The sequence below is a fragment of the Aeoliella sp. genome (assembly GCF_965227375.1).
Lineage (GTDB): Bacteria > Planctomycetota > Planctomycetia > Pirellulales > Lacipirellulaceae > Aeoliella.
In genome coordinates this window covers 119,327-139,916 of the sequence record NZ_CBDDFX010000001.1, presented here as the reverse complement: position 1 = coordinate 139,916, position 20,590 = coordinate 119,327, and the positions used below count along the sequence as shown (strand labels likewise).

Below are 20,590 nucleotides of genomic sequence, written 5' to 3'. Positions count from 1 at the left end.
AGCCCGACCGGCCCGAAAGAATTGAAGGACAGGTGGTCATTGGTTGCCTGGAACAAGCTCGATGGACAACTGACTTCAACTAGTCGGCGAAGATCGGTTTGTGGAACGAGAAACTAGGAAACGATGGGCATTCTATTGCATGAGTGTGCTTTGCTCAATATACTTCAGAACCAGCATATTGAACGGCGTTCGACTTGCGTGCCTGTAGGCTCACGATTTGATGCCGTGACTTGGGGAATAGGGGAAAGGCATTAATCCGAGTATGCGATGACTGGGAATTCTCCTTTGAGGACGATTGTAGAATAGCCGGACTCGGGGTATCGGCAGGTTGAGAAGCCGGGCCGGATAGTCAGGCAGTTCTCCTGGCGTTGATACGCGCATCTGATGGCGGGAGGGTGAAGCCAAATTCGCATCAGCGCGTTGCACGGAGAGCCCGGACTGCCATGCATTTCTTAGTGTTTTCGTCTTTGCGCCAGTTCTATTCTGAGAATCTGCTTCCGATCGCCTCTTATCTTGAGTCGCGAGGCCATCAAGTCGATTTCTCTGCTTACTACACACGACTAGGCGATCATGATCATGTTGAACGAGTGCTTCTGGGCCGACGAGATTCTCCTTATAGCGAGTTCATGAGGGGAGAGTTACGACCGGATGCGGTGATCATGAGCCAATGCTGGTGGGGACAGGAACCAGATGTAGTAGAAAAATGCAACCAGCGTGATATTGCATTCTACCTGATTGAGCATGCTGCTCAGATGATGCCAGGTTACGGAAAGCGACACGAGTATCGTCTAGATATCAGAGGTGCAAGGGCGCATTTCATGTGGGGCAAGGAGAGTCGAAGGATAATGAAGGGCAATCCGACCACGGGGTGCTGCAATGGGCCCTTAACCATTGGAGGAGCTCCCAGGCTGGATGGCTTAGCACACTACGAAAGAAGCGAGGAACCGCTTGCCATATTGTATACGGGTAATAACGACCGGTATGAAGAGCTGGACGATTATCCACGACGATTGGCGAAACTCCAGAGGTGGATAAAAGGCCACGGTATGGAACTAGTGATTCGTCCTCATCCGCGGAAGCGGCTAGATCAGCTCGGTGACCTCGACCCCTCGGTCACTCGCGTCCATGCTGGAGGTACAACTGAGGAGAATCTGGCGTTACTTGCCCGTGCCAAGTTCACTATTTTCCCATCCCCGTCGTCGATGATGATTCCAGCGGCCGTGATGAGAAAGAGAATCGTGTGCTGGTACGAACACCATCCACAGACGCCATTTCGTCTACATATCCAACGAAACAGGAAGGTCTTTGCCATCTCACAAGGGGAGCTGACTCGGGTTGCAGACAGTCCGTTGAACGAACGAGCCTATCAAAAGTTTGTCGATCGCAACCTATTCCGCCCCCCCGAGGGAGCCGCTGCCTACATCGGCAAGCTGGTGTTGGGGAACCTTCAAGGGGATGTGCCTTTTGAACCTTGTGGGTGAAGACTTAGCAAATTGCACCTGACAGGTGGTTGTACTGATCGAGGAAGTAGGATGAGCCGGTCTAAATCCATCTCAGCTCTTGCCACGCAGCTTCAGATCGACGGCATCGTCACTGTGCCAGAGTACCTTTGTGGGGATCGCTGTGATTCTATCGTGGGACAACTGGCGGATTTTCTACGGAATGCTGACTTGTCCAGGTCGGGTTGTACGCCGAAGTACAAAGTGTTCACGGAAGGGGAAGCCGCGTATGATGCCGCCGTGGAGCACGAACTCCCGATCATCAACGTCCGAGGCTACAAACGGGAAGACGCAGGGATGATCGATGTGTTCAATGTCGATCGAATCGCACCACTCTGCAGGGAATTACGAGAACCACGAAATGTTCTGCGTGTCGTTCGGAGGCTTCATCCAACGATCTGTTGCACAAATCTGAACGCGTACATTAATCATGAGGTGGTATCCACCAGAGAGTATCACCGCGACACGGTGCGAAAGCTGAAATACAAGTTCTTTATCTACCTGACAGACGTGCTCAGTCTGGATGACGGACCGTATTCGTATCTACGCGGCACGCACACGGGTGCTAGCGGCGACCATCACCAGCACGTTCTCGGCAAACGAGGTACCTTAATCATATCGAACCAAGCAGGGCTGCACCGCGGAATGCCACAGTCGGCCGGTCACGAACGCTACGTACTGGTAGGAAACCTTGTTCTAAGGTAGGACTAACCAGCGTCACTGGAGGAGCTTAATCCAACTGGTCGATCCCCCATAGGCAATTCACAGGATTCCGCGAATAACGATGGCACATATTTTCAAGCTAGCCACGGAGAGTTGTCCCGGTATCCTCACGTTTACGCACAAGGAGGCAAGGCATGGCGTGATCAAGATCACGCCTGCTATCACGCAGAGATATCTTGTGGGAATTCACTTTGGATGGGTACAGCCAGCAGGCTTCCGACTTCCACCATGGGCCAGTTTCTATTTCGCACATGATGGATTGGTGCAGAACCAGCATGCCTATCGGATACCGTTAGTGAGCGCCAATTTTACACCAGACTATTTTGTTCCCAACCCAGAAGTTCCCAAGTACTGGGATTTGATTTACATTGCTCGCAATTCCCGGCATAAAAAGCTCGAAGAGTTCTTCCAATGCGTAAGAAACATCTATGATGCCGGACGCGATTACAAGGTTCTACTAATATGCAGAACGGACGGGACCAATTCGAACAGCACGATAGCTTTTCGCGATCTTGCAGGAACCTACTATCGGTTGTTTTCACCCGCCGAACGAGAACGCTTCACACTTCTGGGGTTGAGTTCGGAATTGCGCTACTTAGGGATGAGTCAACGCCAGCTGGTGTACTTTTACCAGTCGTCGAAGGTAGCAACTCTGTTTTCCTCCAGAGAAGGGACTCCCAAGATGATTTCCGAGGCCTTACTATGCGGCCTGCCCGTGGTCGTGAATCGGTCGCTCGAGGGAGGAGGGCGCCGTCACTTGAACAAATCAAATTCCGTGCAGTTTTCTGGGTACAGCAATGCGCACTTGGCTGTGATTGAAGCGGTTGAAAACCATCGACAATTGCAACCGTCCAGCCAACGCATGAGAGGAGTGCTTTCCGAAGAATTCTCGCTGCCTAAGCTGATCGATTACTTGCGAGAGCTGCACGAGTTGCACGGTAAGAGGTTTGATGGGGAGTTGATCAACTTGGACCGGTTGAATTTGCGATTGCCGGCGCATCTTGTGGATGACATCCCTTGGGCTACAGATAGCTCAATGACCAGCGACATCGTTTCTCAGTCGCAGTGGAGGATCTTCCTTGACCACATCACATAAAACTGTATTTGCCAGTCAAGACAGGATGAACCTATGAATTGCGTCGGTATTATCCCGGCACGTGGTGGTTCCAAGGGCATCCCTGGGAAGAACCTCGCAGAAGTGGGTGGGAAGCCGCTGCTGAGTTGGTGCATCGAATCGGCACTTCGCTCCAAGTCAATCGATCGCCTTGTCGTGTCGACCGACGATCCGCAAATTGCCGATATTAGCGCGCAGCTTGGTGCAGAGGTGGTGATCCGACCACCGGAACTGAGTGGCGACCTGGTCGCCTCGGAAGAGGCGCTACTTCATGCCTTGGCCCACCTTCGTGCCGTGGAGGACTATCACCCGACGTTGCTCGCCTTTCTCCAATGCACAGCGCCGCTAACGCTCCCGGAAGATATCGATGGCACGATAAATGTACTGCAGGTGGAGGAGGCAGACTCGGCATTGGCGGTCGCTCCATTTCACTCTTTTCTCTGGAAGCGCCATCCCGCATCAGGGGGGATGGGAATCAATCATGATCACACGCAACGGCTCATGCGGCAGCAAATCAAACCTCAGTATCGTGAAGCAGGGGCCGTGTACGCCATGAATGTTGCAGGTTTTCGTAGAGCCGGGCATCGCTTCTTTGGCAAGATTGCTCTGTACGAAATTCCCACAGAAAGATGCTGGGAGATCGACCAACCTTTTGATGTAGAGGTAGCGAACACGCTTTTAAATCGGCGACAACGCCACTGAACTGGCTTCGTGGATATTGACAATCAGGATCGTCTAGGATTCTCGAGTAGGGACACAGTGCGGTAGGCTTGAGATACGGAATGAGGGGAGGCAATTGTCTGAAATGCTTCTAGTCGCAATCCCAAAGAGCGCGAGTACTTCACTACTTTGGACTCTGGGGCGGTTGCCAAGTAGTCGAACTGCTGTTCAAGCGATACTCGCGTGGAATCGGCTGAGATGAGGCGATTTCACAGAGATGACCTGCCTTATACGGCCAACTGGGTATGGCCTAAACCAAGTAGCCGTTGGCACGAAGCCATGCACCGAATCGATGTTCGATTATCTGCACGAAGTCATCATCAAGAGTTTCTGCGAACTTGCCAGCCCGGCCATCGGTTATGTGGTTCGGCCAGAGCAGCGTTTGAGGATCCTCGGCGCGTGTTTCAGGAGGCGGTGGGGCGATGGCAGTGAGTTCTTGGTAGATTGCGAGGATGTCTACGTGAGGCAACTTCAAGCGACTTGCCAATTGGTCCAAAACCTGTAATGGATCCTCCAGCATGTGCTCGTATTGCATGTCATAGTCTGCGATTTGCGCCCATTTCTGATAGTGCTGGAATTGCTCGGTGATTTTAGCGATCACTGCTCCCGGATGGCGATTTGGCTGAAATCGCGACAAGGAAGCGCAAGCATCCCGAATGTCTCGATGCGACGTAAAGACAAAATCGGCCTTGTCAGCAAGGTGAATGTGAAACTCATGGGCCTTTACTAGCCCGTGTTTCACGTTTTTCCACTTGCGTTGATGGTACAAATCGGCCTTTAAACGCCGGTTGGTTCCCTTGCTCAGGATGAGCCGCAAGGCATTGTAGAGCCAGGTGCTCCCGGATCGCATTAGTCCTGCCGAGACAACAAACATCTACCGGGTAAATCCTGAGGATATTTTGTAGCTAAGTCAACTTAAGCGATACAGAGGAACTTCCCACGCTGGAATTTGGCATCGAATTGTCCAAAGCACAAGGTGAGCTTGGCCGAGCTTCTCAGCAAAGTTCTCGGTTCGTTTGCCGGTTCGTGGGCGCCGCGAAATCGTTGAGTGCCGACGATCGCCTTCATCGCGTCAGAAATCCAGACTGGCTTGTTGAAAAAGGCGCAGGACCAATGCTGGCATTGGAGGCTACTCGACATCGATTGCTTCCCATATTGCCCAATTGTGTTTCTCGATCGTGGATCTGCGACCGAGAACTAATGTAAACCCTGTAAACGACTCAGACTTTCGGCAATATTGCGGATTCTTGTAGTAAGATGCTTGACCAATATCAGGTGTGGGCCCTAGATTGTTGCTCTCGATTCAATTGAAAGCTTGTCGAACGGGGTGGCGGCGTGTTGGAAATGAACCGCGACAACGCAACTTGCTTGGCAGATGAGTTTCTGGCAAGCTGTGGGCCTTACCCACAAGGCTTTGAAGGCCGCGGCGTAGTTATCTGCGGTGGGGGTATCAAGTACGGCACTTGCAGCTACGTCCTGGTGCGTCTGCTGCGGGAACTAGGTTGCATTCTTCCGATTGAAGTGTGGTGCTTGAATGACGACGAGTACGACCCCCAATGGGTTGAGCTACTCCGCCCATTTGACATTTCTTGCGTGAATGCCCAGAAGTTCCTGACCGAGTATCCTCACCCGCGGTTAGGCGGTTGGGAGCTCAAACCCTACGCGATCAAGCACAGCCGGTTCAGGGAAGTATTGCTTTTGGATGCCGATAATGTACCGGTCCGCGATCCTAGCTTTCTATTCGAGACGCCGGAATACCGGGAAACCGGTACGGTTTTCTGGCCAGACCCGGTGGATTTCAAAACTCGCTCCGACAGTCCGCTATGGGCGATATTTGGTGCAGAGTTTCACGATAGCCCCGACCAGGAGAGCGGGCAGTTGGTCGTCGACAAGCAGCGGACGTGGCGGGCCCTGTGTCTGTGCGACTGGTACAACCAGAACTCGGACTTTTACTACCGCCACGTCTACGGGGATAAGGAGACGTTCCGGTACGCGTGGCAACGCCTCAAACAACCAATCAGTTGGCCGAGCACTCTTCCGACGGGACATCTGCCGTTCACGCTCCAGCAGTATGATTTCGACGGAAACGTGCTATTCCAGCATCGCTTTTACCGCAAATGGTCCCTGTTAGGGGAGAATCTCCCGGTTCCCGGATTTGAGCACGAGGATCTATGCCTGCAGTACGTTGATGAGTTGCGGCGAGATTGGCAACCTCAAAGACATCTCATGCGGCATTTAACCACTCGGGATCGGGAGGAGATGCAAGGGCTAACGGGAAGCCGTTTTGTTTATCGGCGGCCAGGTCACAACAAATGGACGATTAGGCTCGGTCCCGAGGGTCGACTGACCGAAGGCTACGGCCCGAACGAATACTTCTGGTGGCGCGAAAACGACCACCTGATCTTGGTAGGGATGGACGGCAAACGGAAGTGTGAACTTCAGTCCCGTCCTGCTAGTGCTTGGCATGGGCGGGCCAACTACCACCCTCGGATGGGAATCCACCTGGAAGAATTTCCTGCTTGATCTCAACATAGTCGCCTAAACCACATACAGCACACGTCGTCTCGCCTGGAAAGGAATCACATAATGTCAACGCAACCTAAGCCTACTCCTGATCCAAATGGCCCCCCTTGCGAAGCAGGATGCGGGGCATCTCCTGGCGGTGGCGGGGTGTGTTATCCCGTAGATTTGGGAAAAGGGGCGGCGAATGTAAGCATTTCCGATCTCAATACCCCACAGTCCGGTAACTTTCGGCTTGTGTGGTACAACCTGTGGAACAATGAAGGGGAGGCCGCAAATTTCTACGGGCGTGCTGGCAACAACTGGATGATCGACGCATTTGCGTATATGACCACGACGACGAATGGGGAGTTGGCGTTTGTCTGGTCGCCTGGCGCAAAAGGCAAGAGTGTATGGTTCAGCCAGAGTGGATCGACGTACACAGCAAAGTATGGCGCAAGAGAGACGCTGGAACGGGACGGGAATATTTGGCGTGTCACCGAACCAAACGGCACCGTCTGGGAGTTCGATGCGATTGATGAGTTGGTGTTAAAGATGACCACTGCCGGTGGGGAGGTCACCAACTATATTCATGAGAACAACCGTATTGCGGAGAAACGCCGTTCCGTCAATGGTCAAGTCGAATCAAGGGTTTACAGCTACAACACCGATGGCAACGTGGAAAGTATCACGCTTTACCGTGGTACGGATGCCACTCCTCATGCCACGGCAGTCCGCCGGGCGGAGTTTGGCTACTACACAGCGACCGTTACGAACCAAGGCAATGCTGGCGACTTAAAGTCGCTGACAATTCTTGTCCCTGGCGGAGGCACGGCTTGGGACTCTGTGTCCACTAGGTACTTTCGCTATTACACGAGTACCGGGGCGAATTACCCCGGCGGTTTGAAATACGTTGTTGGCCCCGCCTCCTACGCAACGCTTTCGTCCCCCGATAGCGCTTCCGACGGTGAGATCGCGGCGATCGCCGATATCGCGTACGACTACGAGTCGGGCTCCAGACGGGTGAACTCCGTCGCCGTGAATGGTGGCACACAGGCAATGACCGTCGTGTACACCCCCAACTCTGGTACTTACGACGAGGACGACTACAACAATTGGGCCTTGAAGACAGTCGCCACCATGCCGGATGGCTCCAAGCGGACGGTGTACGCCAACCACCTGGGACAGGACATGCTGGTTGACTTGAAGGCCAGTAGTGATGTGGACGCCGACCGGTGGATCTACTACACGCAGTACGATGACAACTACGCCCGACAAACGCTTAGGGCGAATCCATCTGCCATCAATATGGCCGCAAACCCACCGTACAATGACGCGGTAGCCAATCTCAATGTCCAACTGAACGCTAGCTCCGGCCTGCAGGAGCTGACGACTTACTATCAGTCTACCGATGGACCTACCGGCAAGGTGGCTAGCTATCTCTGGAAGGTGGAAGTCAGGGAAGGCAATTCCACAACTCCCGTTCTGCTTCGAGACTTCACCTACAAAATATATACGGAGGGTACGTCGACGATTTATCCGATCTGGAAAGCGACGGTCTATCGGGAGGATTCAGGGGGTGGCGATCCGGTGACCACCGAGTACGACTACGATCTCTGGACCAGTACGGTGCAAATCAAGAAAGTGACTATTGATTTGCCCGACGTGGGTAGCAGTGATCAAAACGGCGGCACCTGGCTGGAAGGGAATACCGAAGAGCAGCACTATGACATCCAGGGGCGCCTGATCAAATCGGTTGACGCCCGTAGTACGGAGACTACCTACACCTACAGCGACGTGACCGGCACGATGACGCAAATGGTCCAGGATCCGACGGGCCTCAATATCGTGACCGACTATGAATCGGATGACATGGGGCGACAAACGAAGACCATTGGACCGGCGCACGACGTCAACGGAGTCCAGGTTCGCAGTGTGAACTGGACCGTTTACCGCGACGCAGCCCATGAAGTGTATTCGGCCAGTGGCTACGAGACCGGCTCGCAAAGCTGGCTCATCAATCCGGTCCAAATCACCAAAATGGACGACAGTGGGCGAGTGACGGACGAGATCCAGGCGGTCCGTGGAAGCGGTGTGTATGACGAGGGCGCACTCACCGCAGCGAATAGCTTTGCCCAATTGACTTGGACGCGATGGACACACCACGAGTTGACACCGACGGGGCGACTCCAGTCGACTAGCGTGTATCACCTGATTCCTACTATGGACAACGACTCGGGTAGCTCAGGTACGAACTATGACCAAACGAACTTCGGCTACGACAGCATGGGACGGCAGAACTATGTGAAGTCGCCGGGGGGAACGATCACCCGCATGGTCTACGATACTCGCGGACTCTCGCTCTCCAGCTACGTTGGGACGAACGACACGGGGGCGAGCCAGAGCGATCCATCCAATGGTGGAACCTCTCCCAACAACATGCTACCAGTGGTCTTGAATGAATTCGACAACGGTCAGGATGGCCACGATGGCCTGCTCACGCAAGCGACGCGGCCGGTGGATACCAATAGCGCCAACGATCGGGATACCGACTACGCCTACGACTGGCGGGATCGACTCATATCGACCACGATCGACGACGGAACCGATACGTTCCGCACCTCCCTTTTGCTGGACAACCTTGGCCGAACTACGGAAGCCTATCAGTACCGTGAAGGAAGTCCCGATGCGCTGATCGCGCAAGGCGCTACCCACTATGATAACCGGGGCCGCGTTTACCGCACGGAGACGTGGGGTATAGACGACAGCGTCAGCCCACCAGTGCCCACATCGAGTGCACTTACTGATAACACTTGGTACGACGCTGTAGGAAACGTCATCAAGTCCCAGCCCGTGGGAGGGGAGAGCTTTACCAAGACCACTTACGACCGGCTGAACAGGCCGGAGATTGCCTACACCGGCTACTATAACAGTGGCTCTGAAACTCCGCAAAGCGTGTCGACAGACATCATTATCGAGCAGGTCGAAACCGAGTACGATGAAGCGTCGATCGTTTTGCAGACGGAGTCGCTGGCCCGCTACCGCAATGCCAGCGGCAATGGGGAACTCGTGGCGGGCGACAACGCTCGTCCCTCGTTTACAGCATACTACTTCGACGAGATCGGCCGGCAGGTGGCCTCGGCCGAGTACGGCAACCAGGGGGACGATGAGGAGTGGTTCGACCGCCCGGAGGCTACGCCCACAGCGGCCGACTCAACGATGTACCCGGCTGTGGGAGAAGTTGCTGTCCTTGTAAGCCAGACGGTATATAACGCAGCAGGCGAAAGCGAAGACCAGATCGTCCCATTTATCGAGAACGAGAGCACGGGGGTCACAACTACGCAGACGACGCGGACTACTTACGACGATGTTGGGCGGGTGACCAACGTAATAAAGAACTACGGCTCTAATCCCACCGAGGAGGTAGTCACTGCCTATACTCCCGATGGTCGGGTAGCCACAGTCACGGCGGCAAATAGCTCGACGGGCCCTCAGGTAACTACCTATAATTACGGGGTGACAGTACCGGGAGGTTCACAAATCGCTTCCAGCCTATTGCTGGGAAGTGTGGTTTATCCGGTCGGTACTGGCTCCGACCGGACGGTTTCGTACCAGTACAATCGCCAGGGTCAGACGATACAGATGACCGACCAAAACGATACAGTTCACGACTACACGTACGATCTGTTGGGTCGATTGGTGACGGACGACGTCACTCTCCCGGGTGGTAGTACAGTTGATGACTCGGTGCTGCGAATCCTGCGAGAATACGACGACCAATTGCGGTTGGAGAAGGTCATCAGCTTGAGTGCAACCAGCGGGGGCACGCAGACGAGCTTGGTGCAGTACGAATACGACGACTTCAGTCGAGTCAACGTGGAGCATCAATTGCATGGGGCCTCTGGTACACCACCGACGGTCGAGTACATCTACTCGGAGGGAACGAACAACTCGGATCGGCTGAAAAGCGTCACCTACCCCGATGATAAGGTGCTAGTCTACGGCTACGGCACAGGAACCGCAGCGCAACTAAGTCGTGTGGAGAAACTGACTTGGAACTCCACGGAGGTGGTCAACTACCAGTTCTTGGGGATGAGCCGGGTGGCGGTTCAGACATATCCGGAGACTTTGTCAATTACGCCGGCGGTTACAAACACACTCGATAGCGGCGGGGACGATACTTATCACGGTCTCGACCGTTTCGGACGAATTGTCAACTCGCTATGGAAGCAGAATTCTACGGACTTGGTAAACCTGGAGTATACCTATGACTTGGCTAGCAATCGGAGGTATCGATACGACAGGGTTGCGGAGAATCTTTCGACGCCGAAGCCGTACGATGAGTACTGCGGCTACGATCTACTGAACCGGCTCCAGTTTATGAATCGTGCGAACTACGACAGCGGTTCCTCGCCCAGCCTCTTCCAGTATTTTACACTTGACCAGACTGGCAATTGGGAGCAGTTCCAACAGTACTACAGCGAGCCTCTAATTCAAACTCGCACGCACAACACGGCAAACGAGATCACAAACATCACCGAAACTGTGGGCGACCCGTGGCCAACTCCGGGATACGACTCCAACGGCAATGCTATTAGTTTTCCGCAGCCGAAGGACTTGGATGATTCCTATAGTGCTAAGTACGACGCCTGGAATCGGTTGGTGGAGGTCAAGGAGGACTCGACTGTCGTGGCCACATATTCTTACGACGGGCTCAATCGTCGAACTACCCGAGACGACAGCACGACCCTGACGCACTTCTACTACAACAACCAGTGGCAATGTGTCGAAGAACGCACGGGTAGCTCCACCACGGCCAGCAAACAGTACGTTTGGGGTATCCAGTACATCGACGACTTGGTGCTCTCGGACGATGTCAGCGATCGATACTACTACTGCCAGGATGCAAACTTCAACGTCGTCGCGGCGCTCGATAATACAGGAGAGGTACAAGAACGCTACGCCTATACACCTTACGGGGTTGTGGAGTACTTAAACGATGACTTCACCGTTAAATCTACCGGGTTCATTAGTAACGAGTTTCTCTATACCGGAAGGAGACTCGATCCCGAGACGGGGCTACAGTATTCGAGATACCGGTATTACCACGCCCAGCTTGGGCGGTGGATTAATCGGGACCCGATTGGGTATTTTGGTAGTAAGTGGAATCTATATGAATACGTTGGTGGGATGCCGACGAGGTATGTTGATCCGACCGGACGGATCACTTGGACAGTAAACGAACAGGCATGTACCATTACAATGCACGTTAAGGTGCAGGTGAAGTTCAAGGACTACGGTGGCAACTCATGGACACAGCAGCGGCAAGAAGAGTTCTTGAAGAAACTTAGAGAGTCCATTGAGGGAGTTTTTGATAACCCCAAGGGCATTGGAATTCATCCTCTAATGTCAAACGTATGGAGGGGCACATACACGACTGGCTGCCCCTGCTTCCAGAAGGGATTCACGCCTCATGTCGTGCTCAGTTTCGTTCCTCAGGGTACATCCAGTATTTCTGAAGATTGGTCTATTGGTGTGTGGGCGAATCCTGATGGTGATTTCGTCCAGTCGTCTAACTGGGGATCATGGGGGTACTTGGACGAGGATGATGTGAACCCCACCACCAAGCCGGGCGCAGCCCCCGGACATGATCAAAATCCGGCAGCACATGAGTTTGGTCATTTTCTTGGACTAGACCACCCGGGAGAGGGGCTGTGGAGTTCAGAGTTGTCAGAAGGTGCAAACGAGTACACGCACGTTGGCGAGGATGACTGTGGAAACAGTGTGGATGGAACCATCGACTTAATGGGGGCCGGTGATGGATTGCGTGCGTTCTACTATCAGAAGTGGGCAGACTATCTAAACAAGTATTACCACGACTGCAAATACAAACCTAAAAGCCGCAAATGAGGGCATCACTGCGATGAAGGCCGGGAAGAGAAGCGGACGGCGGACAGCAATAGTAATTGCAGGTGCAATAACACTATTTCTGATTGCATGCTACTTGTATGGTATTCGTCGTGCATCTATCAACGGGCTCTTCAATGACTTGCAGGGTGCAAGAACATCGATAGAAGAACAGGTTGCCTTTGAGAAACTTGAACGCAAATCCCGTCCAATTTACGGATTCGTTCCATACAAATTGAGTTTTCGACCTTACGACGCCCAAGGGAAAGCTGTGGACAGTCTGGGCGAGAATTGGTGGGAGTCGGTGGCAGTACTTCACATTAGAGTGAACAACTATGAATTGGATCATAGAGTTATTGATCCGGAGAATATTGCGATCCTCATGCGAGAATAATCTGCGATGGCCATACCGCCAAGAACTCATCCGAACCATAAACCGCTGCAAAACCAGAAGTCACAAGACTCCACAGAAGCGAAGAACCGCTGAACGAAACACCCCAGGCCACGCGATTAGACGCGGCCTGGGGCTCTCTCAATAAGGAACCGGCTGCGGGACCGGCTACCTTGCTTCTACTGCCTGTTTAATAACTTCGCGGGCTTCGGAATGTCTGCCTTGCTCCAATAGAGCTAGGGCTTTCTCAATAAGCTGTTGCATTTGATCTCCAGGGGGGGGACAAAAAGCCCGCAGCCCCTGTTGTGCCCAGAGGCTGCGGGGTGGCGGGTGCAGGCCGGAGCGTCGATTCACACTCTCGCCGTTGGATAAAACCACGCCCCGAGGAACTGACCTTTCCCCAATGGGGCGTAGCTCGGAGGATTACTCTAGGGTTTGATTGTCACCAACCGCGTAGGCATCTAGCATCGCCTCTAGCTGGCTGCTGTCGCCAGCTTCTAACGCTTGGTTGGCATTGAACACGCGGTCCAGGTGTTTGAAGCCCAAGCCAGCGTCGGACAGAGCTTCGTACAAATCATGCCCTTGATCCTTCAAGGATTGCTGGCGATTGATTTCGACCTTCGCCGGTGCGCTAGCACTGGCCAATGTAGATTCAATCTGGGCAATCTGCTCGCGTTTCGCCGCGTCCAATGCCGCGTTGCGTTGGTCTTCGTGGTCGAGTACACCGCGGAGCATCGTTTCAGCGACGGCGGTGTCCCCGTCATGGCATTCCCACTGGATGATTGCATTTTGCACGCGGACCACTTCACTTGCCGGACGCGATTCGTCCCACTTCATAGAATCGAGCAAACCGTTTAACTCTTTGAGTGCGGCCTTTACCCTTGGGTTTTTGAGGTGGGCAGCTTTCGAGTTTTGTTCGGCGATTTGCTCCACGTCACGCTGTTCCATTTGCTCAATATCCCAAAGCTGACGTTCTAGGTTGTCCATCTTAGCCACGTCGCGTTCTTCGATTCGCTTTAGAATGTCAGCTTTCATCTTGTCGTAGCGTCCAGGTTCTTTACGGACTGGCTGGAATTGCTTGTCTCGCTCTTGAGTCATCCAATCGCGATCCTCCAGGTGCTTGATCTGTCCGGCGAAATATTCATCTTCGGTGAGACTGCGGCCTAGCTTCTTTTCAATCGCTGCCCGGCGATGGATATCATGCGACTCGGCACGCGCGTATGCGGCTTCTTTGCTGTCGCGTGTGCCATCGTGTGGGAATTGCTTGCCATCCACCGTAGTAAAATGGAAATCACTTTCGCCAATGTAAGTACTACTCATCTTTTTGTTCCTCCAAGAGTTGTTTGTGTTCACGCTCGATTTCTGCGATTAGAATCTCACGTTTCCGAAAGTCTTTTTCCGCATACGCGGCATCAAGTTTTTCTTCGTAAGTCATAATTCCTCCAGATTAAAAAATGCCAGCCGCGAGGTTCCGCACCACGACCTACGCCAATAGAAAAGAAGTGCGTTATTCCGCTGGCTCTGGGTATACCAACCCCAGCTTTTTAGGTGCCGCCTCCGTGCGGCTGCCACCAGTGGGAAAGGTAGAAAACACTGGTGACATTGAATTGTGAACCACTCAGCCCGCAGGTTCAGAAACGATCCTACTACTACGGGCCTTGTGGCCTGCTGTCGACAGCCCAAACCGCTTCAATCACCACGCGCCCATGGACGCACGTAGTTCAGGCACTAGCGGCTTGTCTTATTCGCGGTGGCGTATACCAGCCGCATATACTTCTCAATGTCGAATTCGTGAGGGTCGATATTGTTGAGCCAAGCGAATTCGCCGTGATACTTAATCGCTGCTTGGTCATATGCGGCGGCTGCTTCGGCGGGATGGTCGAAATAGCCAAGGTGAATGTAACGGCCTTCGGCTCTGATTCGGGCGTGCCATTTCTGCATTACGCGGCTCCAACTGACGCCTTTGATGCCACTCCGACTGCTTGAGATTGGACCAAAGTTAGCTTGATTCTGGGCTCTAGTCGCCAGCCGCAAATTGCTGCGCCGATTGTCAAGCTTGTCAGAATTGATATGGTCGACCTCCATACCCTCAGGTGCATCAAGAATCACTCTATGCATATAGGACATTCGGTAAGTGCCGTTGGGGTGTGTTTCTCCACGCACGGCATAACCAGCATCCAGATAGCACCACGCACCCATAGCCGACAGTCTCGCATAGTCTCTTTCATCTACCAGAGCGAACTTGCCTTGCGTTAATGGTATGCGAGTCTTGTCCGTAGGTTCAGGTGGAAAATTAAGCCGGGGGCGTTCATGCAGCTCTATAGCTGCCATGTCATACGCACGGGCTGCATCTTTTTCAGATTCAAAACTGCCGAGGTATATTTTGTTGCCTTGATGGCCTATAGTCGCTTTCCACTTGCAGTGGTATAGCTGAACACCACGGTATTTACTTGTTGCCTTCATTGCGGCGCCTTTCTCTTAGCTCTTTGCGTCTGGCTAAAATCTTTGCTCTGTTGCGGCGGTATCGCTCACGTTCTTTGCGTGCTATTTTCTCACGGTTCCTTTCCTTAAACGCGTGATCGTAGCCGCGTTGCTTCTCGCGTTGCTCGGGGTTCAAGAGCCTTTGCACGGTAGAAGAATTTTGGCTGTCGTACCATCCCTGGATGTAGCTGGCGATTTCCTCAAACGTCCACCCACGCTGCCGCAATTCCCTTGCAGCTTCGCGCCAATCATCATGCTTTTCGTGCGGATGAGGCCCAAGCACCATGCGACACGCATCGGAAATATCCACATCCTGCGATAGCAAATAGTCGATGAGCTCGGCGGGAGTAATGCCGTACTTTGAGCAAAGCTCATAGGCGGTAGTGGTCAGTCGCTCTGGATTAAGTGACAACAACTGTCGCCTAGCTCGTTCAATATGCTCGTTCACGTTGCCAATTGCCTTCGGACGTTCGCCGAATTGTGTAGCCGTCGAACTGGTACCGCTTGGACTCCATCAGCAAATGTGTAACGTGCTGATAGATGGTCAGGTGCTTGGGGCAACCGAAGTCGATGAGACCTGCACCGATGTTTTCAATTCGGTTGCGGTGCTTGATGATGTAAGTGGCGACTTGGAACATGGAAACCGGGCCATCAAAAGGCCAGAATTCAATGAGTCGCTCGATTTGTGTTTGCATGACAAACTCCCGTGGTGAAAAAGTAGAACGGGTGTCTGTCTGCTGTCTGTCTGTCTGAGCCCCAGACCGTCTGGGGTTATTGAAGATGTCTAAGCAGTTCGGCCAAGTGCCCAGCGGTGAACGCAGGGTTGGCGACCAAGTCGCGTAGCACTTGCTGAAAATCTGCGAGTGTGTCGCACTGACGGGCACGCACGCTAGCGCCGAAATCGAACTCGAATGAGTCCCCCGCCGCATCGTACTGGACGCGGGAGGTGGACAGAATCTTATGGATCAAATCAATATTCATTGGTTTTCCTCGGGGATATAAAAGGTGTTCTTGCCTCGCCATGTACCGACGGTAACAAGCTGGCCATTCGCTAACATTTGGTCGAATACTTCACGGAATCGACGGTCTTTGATTCCGCTGGCATCGCGAATCGGTGTCTTGCAGAGCGGCTCGCCTGCCTCGCGGAGTGCGGCTAACACTCGCTCGCAATCTTCATTGAACTGGCAGGTAGCTTGCCGCTGAGCAACTTCGCATGCAGACTTGGCTTCGACTTGCCAGAATCGATCAGGATAGACGCCTTCGCGTACATCGACGTTGAACAAGTGCGAGTGACCAGCCGAGCCACCAGCACGCAAGTACAACTCGTGCTCGCCAGTGCCATCGACGTACTGCGAGCGACGGGACAGCATCAACCATTGGCGGGCGAACTCGCCGAACCCGGCCCACGCCATGTCCGACAACTCCAGCGGCTTGTTCTCTTTACCGGCAGACTTGGTGCAGTGGTGCGCGAGCACGAGCGTAATTCCGAGCCCGGTGCAGAGGTCTGCTACAGCCTTGAGTTGCTGCCCCATCACGAACATGTTGCCCGCTTCGCCACCCGCCAAACAGAGGTAGGCGGGGTCGATGAACAAGACTTCAATTGCGTGTTCGGTCAGCAGGTTGGCTAGCTCATCCAATGGCTTGTCGAAACGGGGCAGGTTCGGCGACAGATAGAAGTAGTCGTTATCGTGCTCGCCAATGGTCGCTAGCATTCGTGCCGCTGTTTCCTGCAACGTCGCCATGCCGGATTCGCCGGACATGAACAGGATTCGCCGCTTGTCGCAGCGGTGTCCAAGGAATGGCTTGCCCATCGACAGACACAATGCCATGTAGAGTAGCATGGTGGTCTTGAGCGATTTCTGCGGACCGACACACAGACACGGCTGACCGGCAACCAAGATTCCGTCAATCAAGTAATCGACGCGAAAATCTTCACTGAGTAAGCGGTCGAGAGTGTAGGTCTCAAATGTTGGGCAGTCGTCTGGCTGTCCCAGGTGGTAGATCGTGCCTAGCGTCACGCGGCCATTGGGCGACAGCCGCTCCCACTCGGCCCGCAGGTCGCAGCCTTCGGCCTTGTGGCTTAGCTTCGACCACCATTCCCAGACGGAGTAGAGGTCGGCGGACTGGTGCTTGAGTGCCAAGCCAACCTTGATCCAGGTTTGGTAGTCATTAGAGCTGATCCGCTTGAGGGCTCCCGTGAGTTTGAGTAGGTCCACGTCTTGCGTGGCCTGGGGTGTGTTGCTGGCGGGTGCCAGCGCGGGCACCCAGCCGCTTGCGTCAAATGTTGATACGTTTGAAACAGTCATTATTGAAGCCTTTTTTCCAGTGCCATAGAATTAGCCCGCAGCAGTCAGCCGGGCCGTGAAAATCGAAGCCAGTATCACGCGACATCTGGCCGAGAACGTGTTTTGCAAGGTCTGAGTGTTCGTGGTGGTTGCGTGTGGTGGGTTTGGGGTTCAAGTAAACTAGTAAGTGGATGCCCCTACCGCTCTTACTGGTGCGGGCGACCACGTAGGGCAGTTCAAGAGCCCGGTGCAACACTTCGTCTAGTTGCTCCGGTGCCAGCCCTTCGCTGTGGTTGGCAATGTTGTCGAAGTCAAAACCAACCCAGTGGCTCTGTTTGGCTTGCCAATTCCAGCCCGACGTACCGAAGAGTTCAAAGCGGTCAGTAATTGGGGCTCGCACCTCCAACGCTCCAATACGCCAACTGGGGCTGTTGGTGAATGAGCCTTGGGGGATGCGAATATCGCGGTGCTCGTAACCAAAGGTGTCAACCCAATAGGAGGGCTTGTCCCGCTGGAAGGCTTCGCGGGTTGCATAGCAGGGGTCGAGGCCCGCCTTGTCGATGAGGATTTGTGTTTCAAAATCGGTTGTGTAGTCGCCCAGCCACGGCTCGCACTGTGGGTGCTGCTCTGCGATACTCTGGGCGAAGTGTTCGATAGCTTGTTTGTTATTCATGGCTCAAAGGCCGGGGCCGCACGACACGGGCTGCAATCGTGCCGCGCGGCTGACCGGCGACACTGGATTAGCTGGTGATGAAGTCGCGGTGCTCGCTTTCCGAGGTTGGCGAACGCTTCGCTGGTAGGTGCTTGGTGAAACGCTGAGTGCGGTTGATGTAGCACCGCCAGCGATTACGAAGGCAATGGAGTCGCTCGACCACTTCCGGTTCGTCGATGCTGAGTCGCTCGGCAATTTCGCCGAGGGGCATGAGGTAGCCATTGGTGATGCAGCGGCCATCGGCCCAACGCAGCTTGATGAGGGCTCGGTCCAAGTCATCTTGGCAGCAGTCGTAGAGCGACCGCAGAGCCGGGTAGATACCATCCCAATCGGTAAATGGTACAGGGTGGTAGATACCATCCGACTCGACCATGTAGTGACCGTTGAGTGGCTCTCCAGTTCTTTTGTTCCAGATAACCTGCTGAGTCTTCAAGCTATCGAGCCGCGTGGAGATGCGGCGGTAGACAGCCTTCCAAGCCCAATTCTTGATGTTGTGAACCTCATAACCTCGTTCGAGCGAAGCGGCAACTTGACTTAAAGCCAAGCATCCTTCGGAGACTAGCTCCGCGTGCTTGCCACGGGTGAGATCGAATGGGAGCTTAGAAATAACGGTGCTGACCAATGGCACTAGCACCACGGCGCAGACCTCAGGGTCCATCGCCGCTAATTCTTCCTGAGGTGGGATTGTCCACCTGCACCGCTGGAGTGCGGCAAGAGGATCATTGCAATTCGCCAACAGCATGGCGAGTTGATCGGAGAAAGCATCGTCCAGCCCGAGACGGCTGGTGTGCTCGGCAATAGAGATTTCCATCGTAGCAGCCCTTGATTCGACATAGGGGTTCCAGGGGAACCATCGAATCGGGACTTCACCACCAACCTTCCCGGTTGTGTGATGCGATGGGGTGCCAACAGTGGCTTGCCTCTCGTGGAGCTAATTACAGGCTGCCGTTTCCGTTCGCGTACAGCCCAACCGCATGGCGGGTCGGAGGGAGATAGAGCTAATGTCGTGCCACTTCCCTCTATATGTACTAGTACAGGGGATTAGTCGAATTCGGGCGGAAAAATGATAATTTTTCTGTACATCGCGTGGCGACTTCACCACACCACGGATAGGCGAATGGACGGACCACGGACCCCCTTAGGGGGGGTCCGTCCGTCCGTCCAAACCTTCGCGGTCCGCCCTGGTCCGTCCAACTAAAAACACCCTGCAAAAATAGGGGTAAATGGACGGACCCCCTGCGGTCCGCCCTGGTCCGCCCGTCCGCCCAACTGCTTGGACGGACCGCCCCCGGTCCGCCCATTGCCACTAGTTTGTACACTAGTTGGGCCGGGAGGCTGTGAGGCCCTGAGGCCCGCGCTAACGCGTTGCAGGCAAAGGGCTTAGGGGCGATGCTGCGGGGCATTTGAGGCCCTCTGGGGGCCTCTGGGAGCCCTACGGCCCGGAATAATCCTCACGAGTTATACAACCGGAACCCTCGCCAGAATCGGAACCCCGCAACCCAGTTGTATACGGATGTTCACTTACCGGGTCAGGTAGCGGAATATATCAGCGGCGTTCGGTCGTAATACGACACCCTCGGGCGTTTCCTCACGATCAAAGTTTGGTTTCGCAAAATCGCCATGTAATTCCGCAGCGGCCCGGTCATACGCCAACGCGGCAGCTATGGGATTGTCGAAGTATCCGAGGAAGTGTTTCTTGCCGTTGGCTACGATTTGCGGTTGCCATTTCCTCTTGTCGCTGCGCCACCAGACGCATTTTAGACCGCTTTTGTTGTCAGTACGGCGAGTGCGATTGCTCATATTCTGAGCGTGAGTAACAACACGAAGATTGCACTTGCGGTTGTCTAATCCATCTCCTGAAATATGGTCCACACACAATTCACTCGGGACATTACCGACAACCTCGCGATGCATCAAAACAGTATGTCCACGCTCTTTGCGTAAAGCGTATCCGCCTTTGCAAGACCACGGCCATTGACTCAGGTACTCGCACATATCCTCATCGATGATCGCATACTTGCCGTTGCCCAATGGTATGCGTGTTCGGTCTTCTGGCTCAGGTGGAAAGTTCAATCGTGGCCGCTCTTGAAGTTCAACCGCCGCCGCATCATAGGCACGGGCTGCCTCTACCTCATCGACAAACATACCCAAGTGGTGACTTCTACCACTGGCCATAATCTGGACTTGCCACTTGCCGCCCATCCTGCGAACGCCTCGATACTTGCTACTCATGTTTCTAAGTCTCCTGGTGGTTTTGAA

18 protein-coding genes are annotated in these 20,590 nt (G+C 53.9%); 7 read left to right on the top strand and 11 right to left on the bottom strand.

Features of this window, described 5'->3' with window-relative positions; translation table 11 throughout:
- Nucleotides 1-443 precede the first annotated feature (443 nt).
- From ACQK2L_RS00705 to ACQK2L_RS00690, 4 genes are all read left to right on the top strand, one after another.
- Nucleotides 444-1,481: a hypothetical protein gene (locus ACQK2L_RS00705; RefSeq protein ID WP_425395013.1), complete on the top strand. Its 1,038-nt coding sequence runs from the start codon at nucleotides 444-446 to the stop codon at nucleotides 1,479-1,481.
- 51 nt (nucleotides 1,482-1,532) lie between these two features.
- Nucleotides 1,533-2,204 carry a hypothetical protein gene (locus ACQK2L_RS00700; RefSeq protein WP_425395012.1) on the top strand — a complete coding sequence of 224 codons (672 nt, stop codon included), beginning with the start codon at nucleotides 1,533-1,535 and terminating at the stop codon, nucleotides 2,202-2,204.
- Between the two features lie 157 nt (nucleotides 2,205-2,361).
- Complete coding sequence (locus tag ACQK2L_RS00695) at nucleotides 2,362-3,318, top strand: glycosyltransferase (RefSeq protein ID WP_425395011.1); 957 nt, start codon at nucleotides 2,362-2,364, stop codon at nucleotides 3,316-3,318.
- A gap of 33 nt (nucleotides 3,319-3,351) precedes the next feature.
- Entirely contained in the window at nucleotides 3,352-4,038 is a 687-nt protein-coding gene (locus ACQK2L_RS00690) for a cytidylyltransferase domain-containing protein (protein WP_425395010.1), read from the top strand.
- Nucleotides 4,039-4,306: 268 nt separating this feature from the next.
- On the opposite strand, the gene ACQK2L_RS00685 is transcribed toward ACQK2L_RS00690, so the two are convergent.
- Complete coding sequence (locus tag ACQK2L_RS00685) at nucleotides 4,307-4,930, bottom strand: hypothetical protein (RefSeq protein WP_425395009.1); 624 nt, start codon at nucleotides 4,928-4,930, stop codon at nucleotides 4,307-4,309.
- A gap of 470 nt (nucleotides 4,931-5,400) precedes the next feature.
- On the opposite strand from ACQK2L_RS00685, the gene ACQK2L_RS00680 reads away from it, so the two are divergent.
- The 3 genes from ACQK2L_RS00680 to ACQK2L_RS00670 all read left to right on the top strand — a co-directional run bounded on the left by ACQK2L_RS00680 (nucleotide 5,401) and on the right by ACQK2L_RS00670 (nucleotide 12,856).
- Nucleotides 5,401-6,579, top strand: a complete 1,179-nt coding sequence (locus tag ACQK2L_RS00680; RefSeq protein WP_425395008.1) for a hypothetical protein — start codon at nucleotides 5,401-5,403, stop codon at nucleotides 6,577-6,579.
- Between the two features lie 303 nt (nucleotides 6,580-6,882).
- Nucleotides 6,883-12,465: an RHS repeat-associated core domain-containing protein gene (locus ACQK2L_RS00675; RefSeq protein ID WP_425395007.1), complete on the top strand. Its 5,583-nt coding sequence runs from the start codon at nucleotides 6,883-6,885 to the stop codon at nucleotides 12,463-12,465.
- Between the two features lie 13 nt (nucleotides 12,466-12,478).
- Nucleotides 12,479-12,856 (top strand): hypothetical protein, encoded by a 378-nt coding sequence (locus tag ACQK2L_RS00670; protein WP_425395006.1) that lies wholly within the window; start codon nucleotides 12,479-12,481, stop codon nucleotides 12,854-12,856.
- Between the two features lie 420 nt (nucleotides 12,857-13,276).
- On the opposite strand, the gene ACQK2L_RS00665 is transcribed toward ACQK2L_RS00670, so the two are convergent.
- The 10 genes from ACQK2L_RS00665 to ACQK2L_RS00620 form a co-directional block, all read right to left on the bottom strand.
- Nucleotides 13,277-14,173: a hypothetical protein gene (locus ACQK2L_RS00665; RefSeq protein ID WP_425395005.1), complete on the bottom strand. Its 897-nt coding sequence runs from the start codon at nucleotides 14,171-14,173 to the stop codon at nucleotides 13,277-13,279.
- Nucleotides 14,166-14,288, bottom strand: coding sequence for a hypothetical protein (locus ACQK2L_RS00660; RefSeq protein WP_425395004.1), 123 nt, complete (start codon nucleotides 14,286-14,288; stop codon nucleotides 14,166-14,168). The genes ACQK2L_RS00665 and ACQK2L_RS00660 overlap by 8 nt, the downstream gene beginning before the upstream one ends.
- A gap of 293 nt (nucleotides 14,289-14,581) precedes the next feature.
- The gene (locus ACQK2L_RS00655) at nucleotides 14,582-15,316 is read right to left on the bottom strand and encodes an AP2 domain-containing protein (RefSeq protein WP_425395003.1); all 735 of its coding nucleotides are present in this window, start codon (nucleotides 15,314-15,316) and stop codon (nucleotides 14,582-14,584) included.
- A complete protein-coding gene (locus tag ACQK2L_RS00650) occupies nucleotides 15,300-15,782 on the bottom strand; it encodes a hypothetical protein (protein ID WP_425395002.1) in 483 nt (160 codons plus the stop codon). The genes ACQK2L_RS00655 and ACQK2L_RS00650 overlap by 17 nt, the downstream gene beginning before the upstream one ends.
- Nucleotides 15,766-16,029, bottom strand: coding sequence for a hypothetical protein (locus ACQK2L_RS00645; RefSeq protein WP_425395001.1), 264 nt, complete (start codon nucleotides 16,027-16,029; stop codon nucleotides 15,766-15,768). Before ACQK2L_RS00645 ends, ACQK2L_RS00650 begins: the two co-directional genes overlap by 17 nt.
- A gap of 76 nt (nucleotides 16,030-16,105) precedes the next feature.
- On the bottom strand, nucleotides 16,106-16,315 hold the full coding sequence (locus ACQK2L_RS00640) for a hypothetical protein (protein WP_425395000.1): 210 nt from the start codon (nucleotides 16,313-16,315) through the stop codon (nucleotides 16,106-16,108).
- The gene (locus tag ACQK2L_RS00635; protein WP_425394999.1) at nucleotides 16,312-17,640 is read right to left on the bottom strand and encodes an AAA family ATPase; all 1,329 of its coding nucleotides are present in this window, start codon (nucleotides 17,638-17,640) and stop codon (nucleotides 16,312-16,314) included. The genes ACQK2L_RS00640 and ACQK2L_RS00635 overlap by 4 nt, the downstream gene beginning before the upstream one ends.
- Nucleotides 17,612-18,292, bottom strand: a complete 681-nt coding sequence (locus ACQK2L_RS00630; RefSeq protein WP_425394998.1) for a hypothetical protein — start codon at nucleotides 18,290-18,292, stop codon at nucleotides 17,612-17,614. The genes ACQK2L_RS00635 and ACQK2L_RS00630 overlap by 29 nt, the downstream gene beginning before the upstream one ends.
- Before the next feature lie 67 nt (nucleotides 18,293-18,359).
- The gene (locus ACQK2L_RS00625) at nucleotides 18,360-19,142 is read right to left on the bottom strand and encodes a hypothetical protein (protein WP_425394997.1); all 783 of its coding nucleotides are present in this window, start codon (nucleotides 19,140-19,142) and stop codon (nucleotides 18,360-18,362) included.
- 710 nt (nucleotides 19,143-19,852) lie between these two features.
- Nucleotides 19,853-20,563 carry an HNH endonuclease gene (locus ACQK2L_RS00620; RefSeq protein ID WP_425394996.1) on the bottom strand — a complete coding sequence of 237 codons (711 nt, stop codon included), beginning with the start codon at nucleotides 20,561-20,563 and terminating at the stop codon, nucleotides 19,853-19,855.
- Nucleotides 20,564-20,590 lie beyond the last annotated feature (27 nt).

Bases quoted from the DNA above. Each gene is read 5' to 3' on its own strand.
- ACQK2L_RS00625 (WP_425394997.1), bottom strand. From the start codon at position 19,142: ATGGAAATCTCTATTGCCGAGCACACCAGCCGTCTCGGGCTGGACGAT.
- ACQK2L_RS00670 (WP_425395006.1), top strand. From the start codon at position 12,479: ATGAAGGCCGGGAAGAGAAGCGGACGGCGGACAGCAATAGTAATTGCA.
- ACQK2L_RS00665 (WP_425395005.1), bottom strand. From the start codon at position 14,173: ATGAGTAGTACTTACATTGGCGAAAGTGATTTCCATTTTACTACGGTG.
- ACQK2L_RS00630 (WP_425394998.1), bottom strand. From the start codon at position 18,292: ATGAATAACAAACAAGCTATCGAACACTTCGCCCAGAGTATCGCAGAG.
- ACQK2L_RS00700 (WP_425395012.1), top strand. From the start codon at position 1,533: ATGAGCCGGTCTAAATCCATCTCAGCTCTTGCCACGCAGCTTCAGATC.
- ACQK2L_RS00680 (WP_425395008.1), top strand. From the start codon at position 5,401: ATGAACCGCGACAACGCAACTTGCTTGGCAGATGAGTTTCTGGCAAGC.
- ACQK2L_RS00685 (WP_425395009.1), bottom strand. From the start codon at position 4,930: ATGTTTGTTGTCTCGGCAGGACTAATGCGATCCGGGAGCACCTGGCTC.
- ACQK2L_RS00705 (WP_425395013.1), top strand. From the start codon at position 444: ATGCATTTCTTAGTGTTTTCGTCTTTGCGCCAGTTCTATTCTGAGAAT.
- ACQK2L_RS00635 (WP_425394999.1), bottom strand. From the start codon at position 17,640: ATGACTGTTTCAAACGTATCAACATTTGACGCAAGCGGCTGGGTGCCC.
- ACQK2L_RS00620 (WP_425394996.1), bottom strand. From the start codon at position 20,563: ATGAGTAGCAAGTATCGAGGCGTTCGCAGGATGGGCGGCAAGTGGCAA.
- ACQK2L_RS00660 (WP_425395004.1), bottom strand. From the start codon at position 14,288: ATGACTTACGAAGAAAAACTTGATGCCGCGTATGCGGAAAAAGACTTT.
- ACQK2L_RS00645 (WP_425395001.1), bottom strand. From the start codon at position 16,029: ATGCAAACACAAATCGAGCGACTCATTGAATTCTGGCCTTTTGATGGC.
- ACQK2L_RS00675 (WP_425395007.1), top strand. From the start codon at position 6,883: ATGATCGACGCATTTGCGTATATGACCACGACGACGAATGGGGAGTTG.
- ACQK2L_RS00640 (WP_425395000.1), bottom strand. From the start codon at position 16,315: ATGAATATTGATTTGATCCATAAGATTCTGTCCACCTCCCGCGTCCAG.
- ACQK2L_RS00690 (WP_425395010.1), top strand. From the start codon at position 3,352: ATGAATTGCGTCGGTATTATCCCGGCACGTGGTGGTTCCAAGGGCATC.
- ACQK2L_RS00655 (WP_425395003.1), bottom strand. From the start codon at position 15,316: ATGAAGGCAACAAGTAAATACCGTGGTGTTCAGCTATACCACTGCAAG.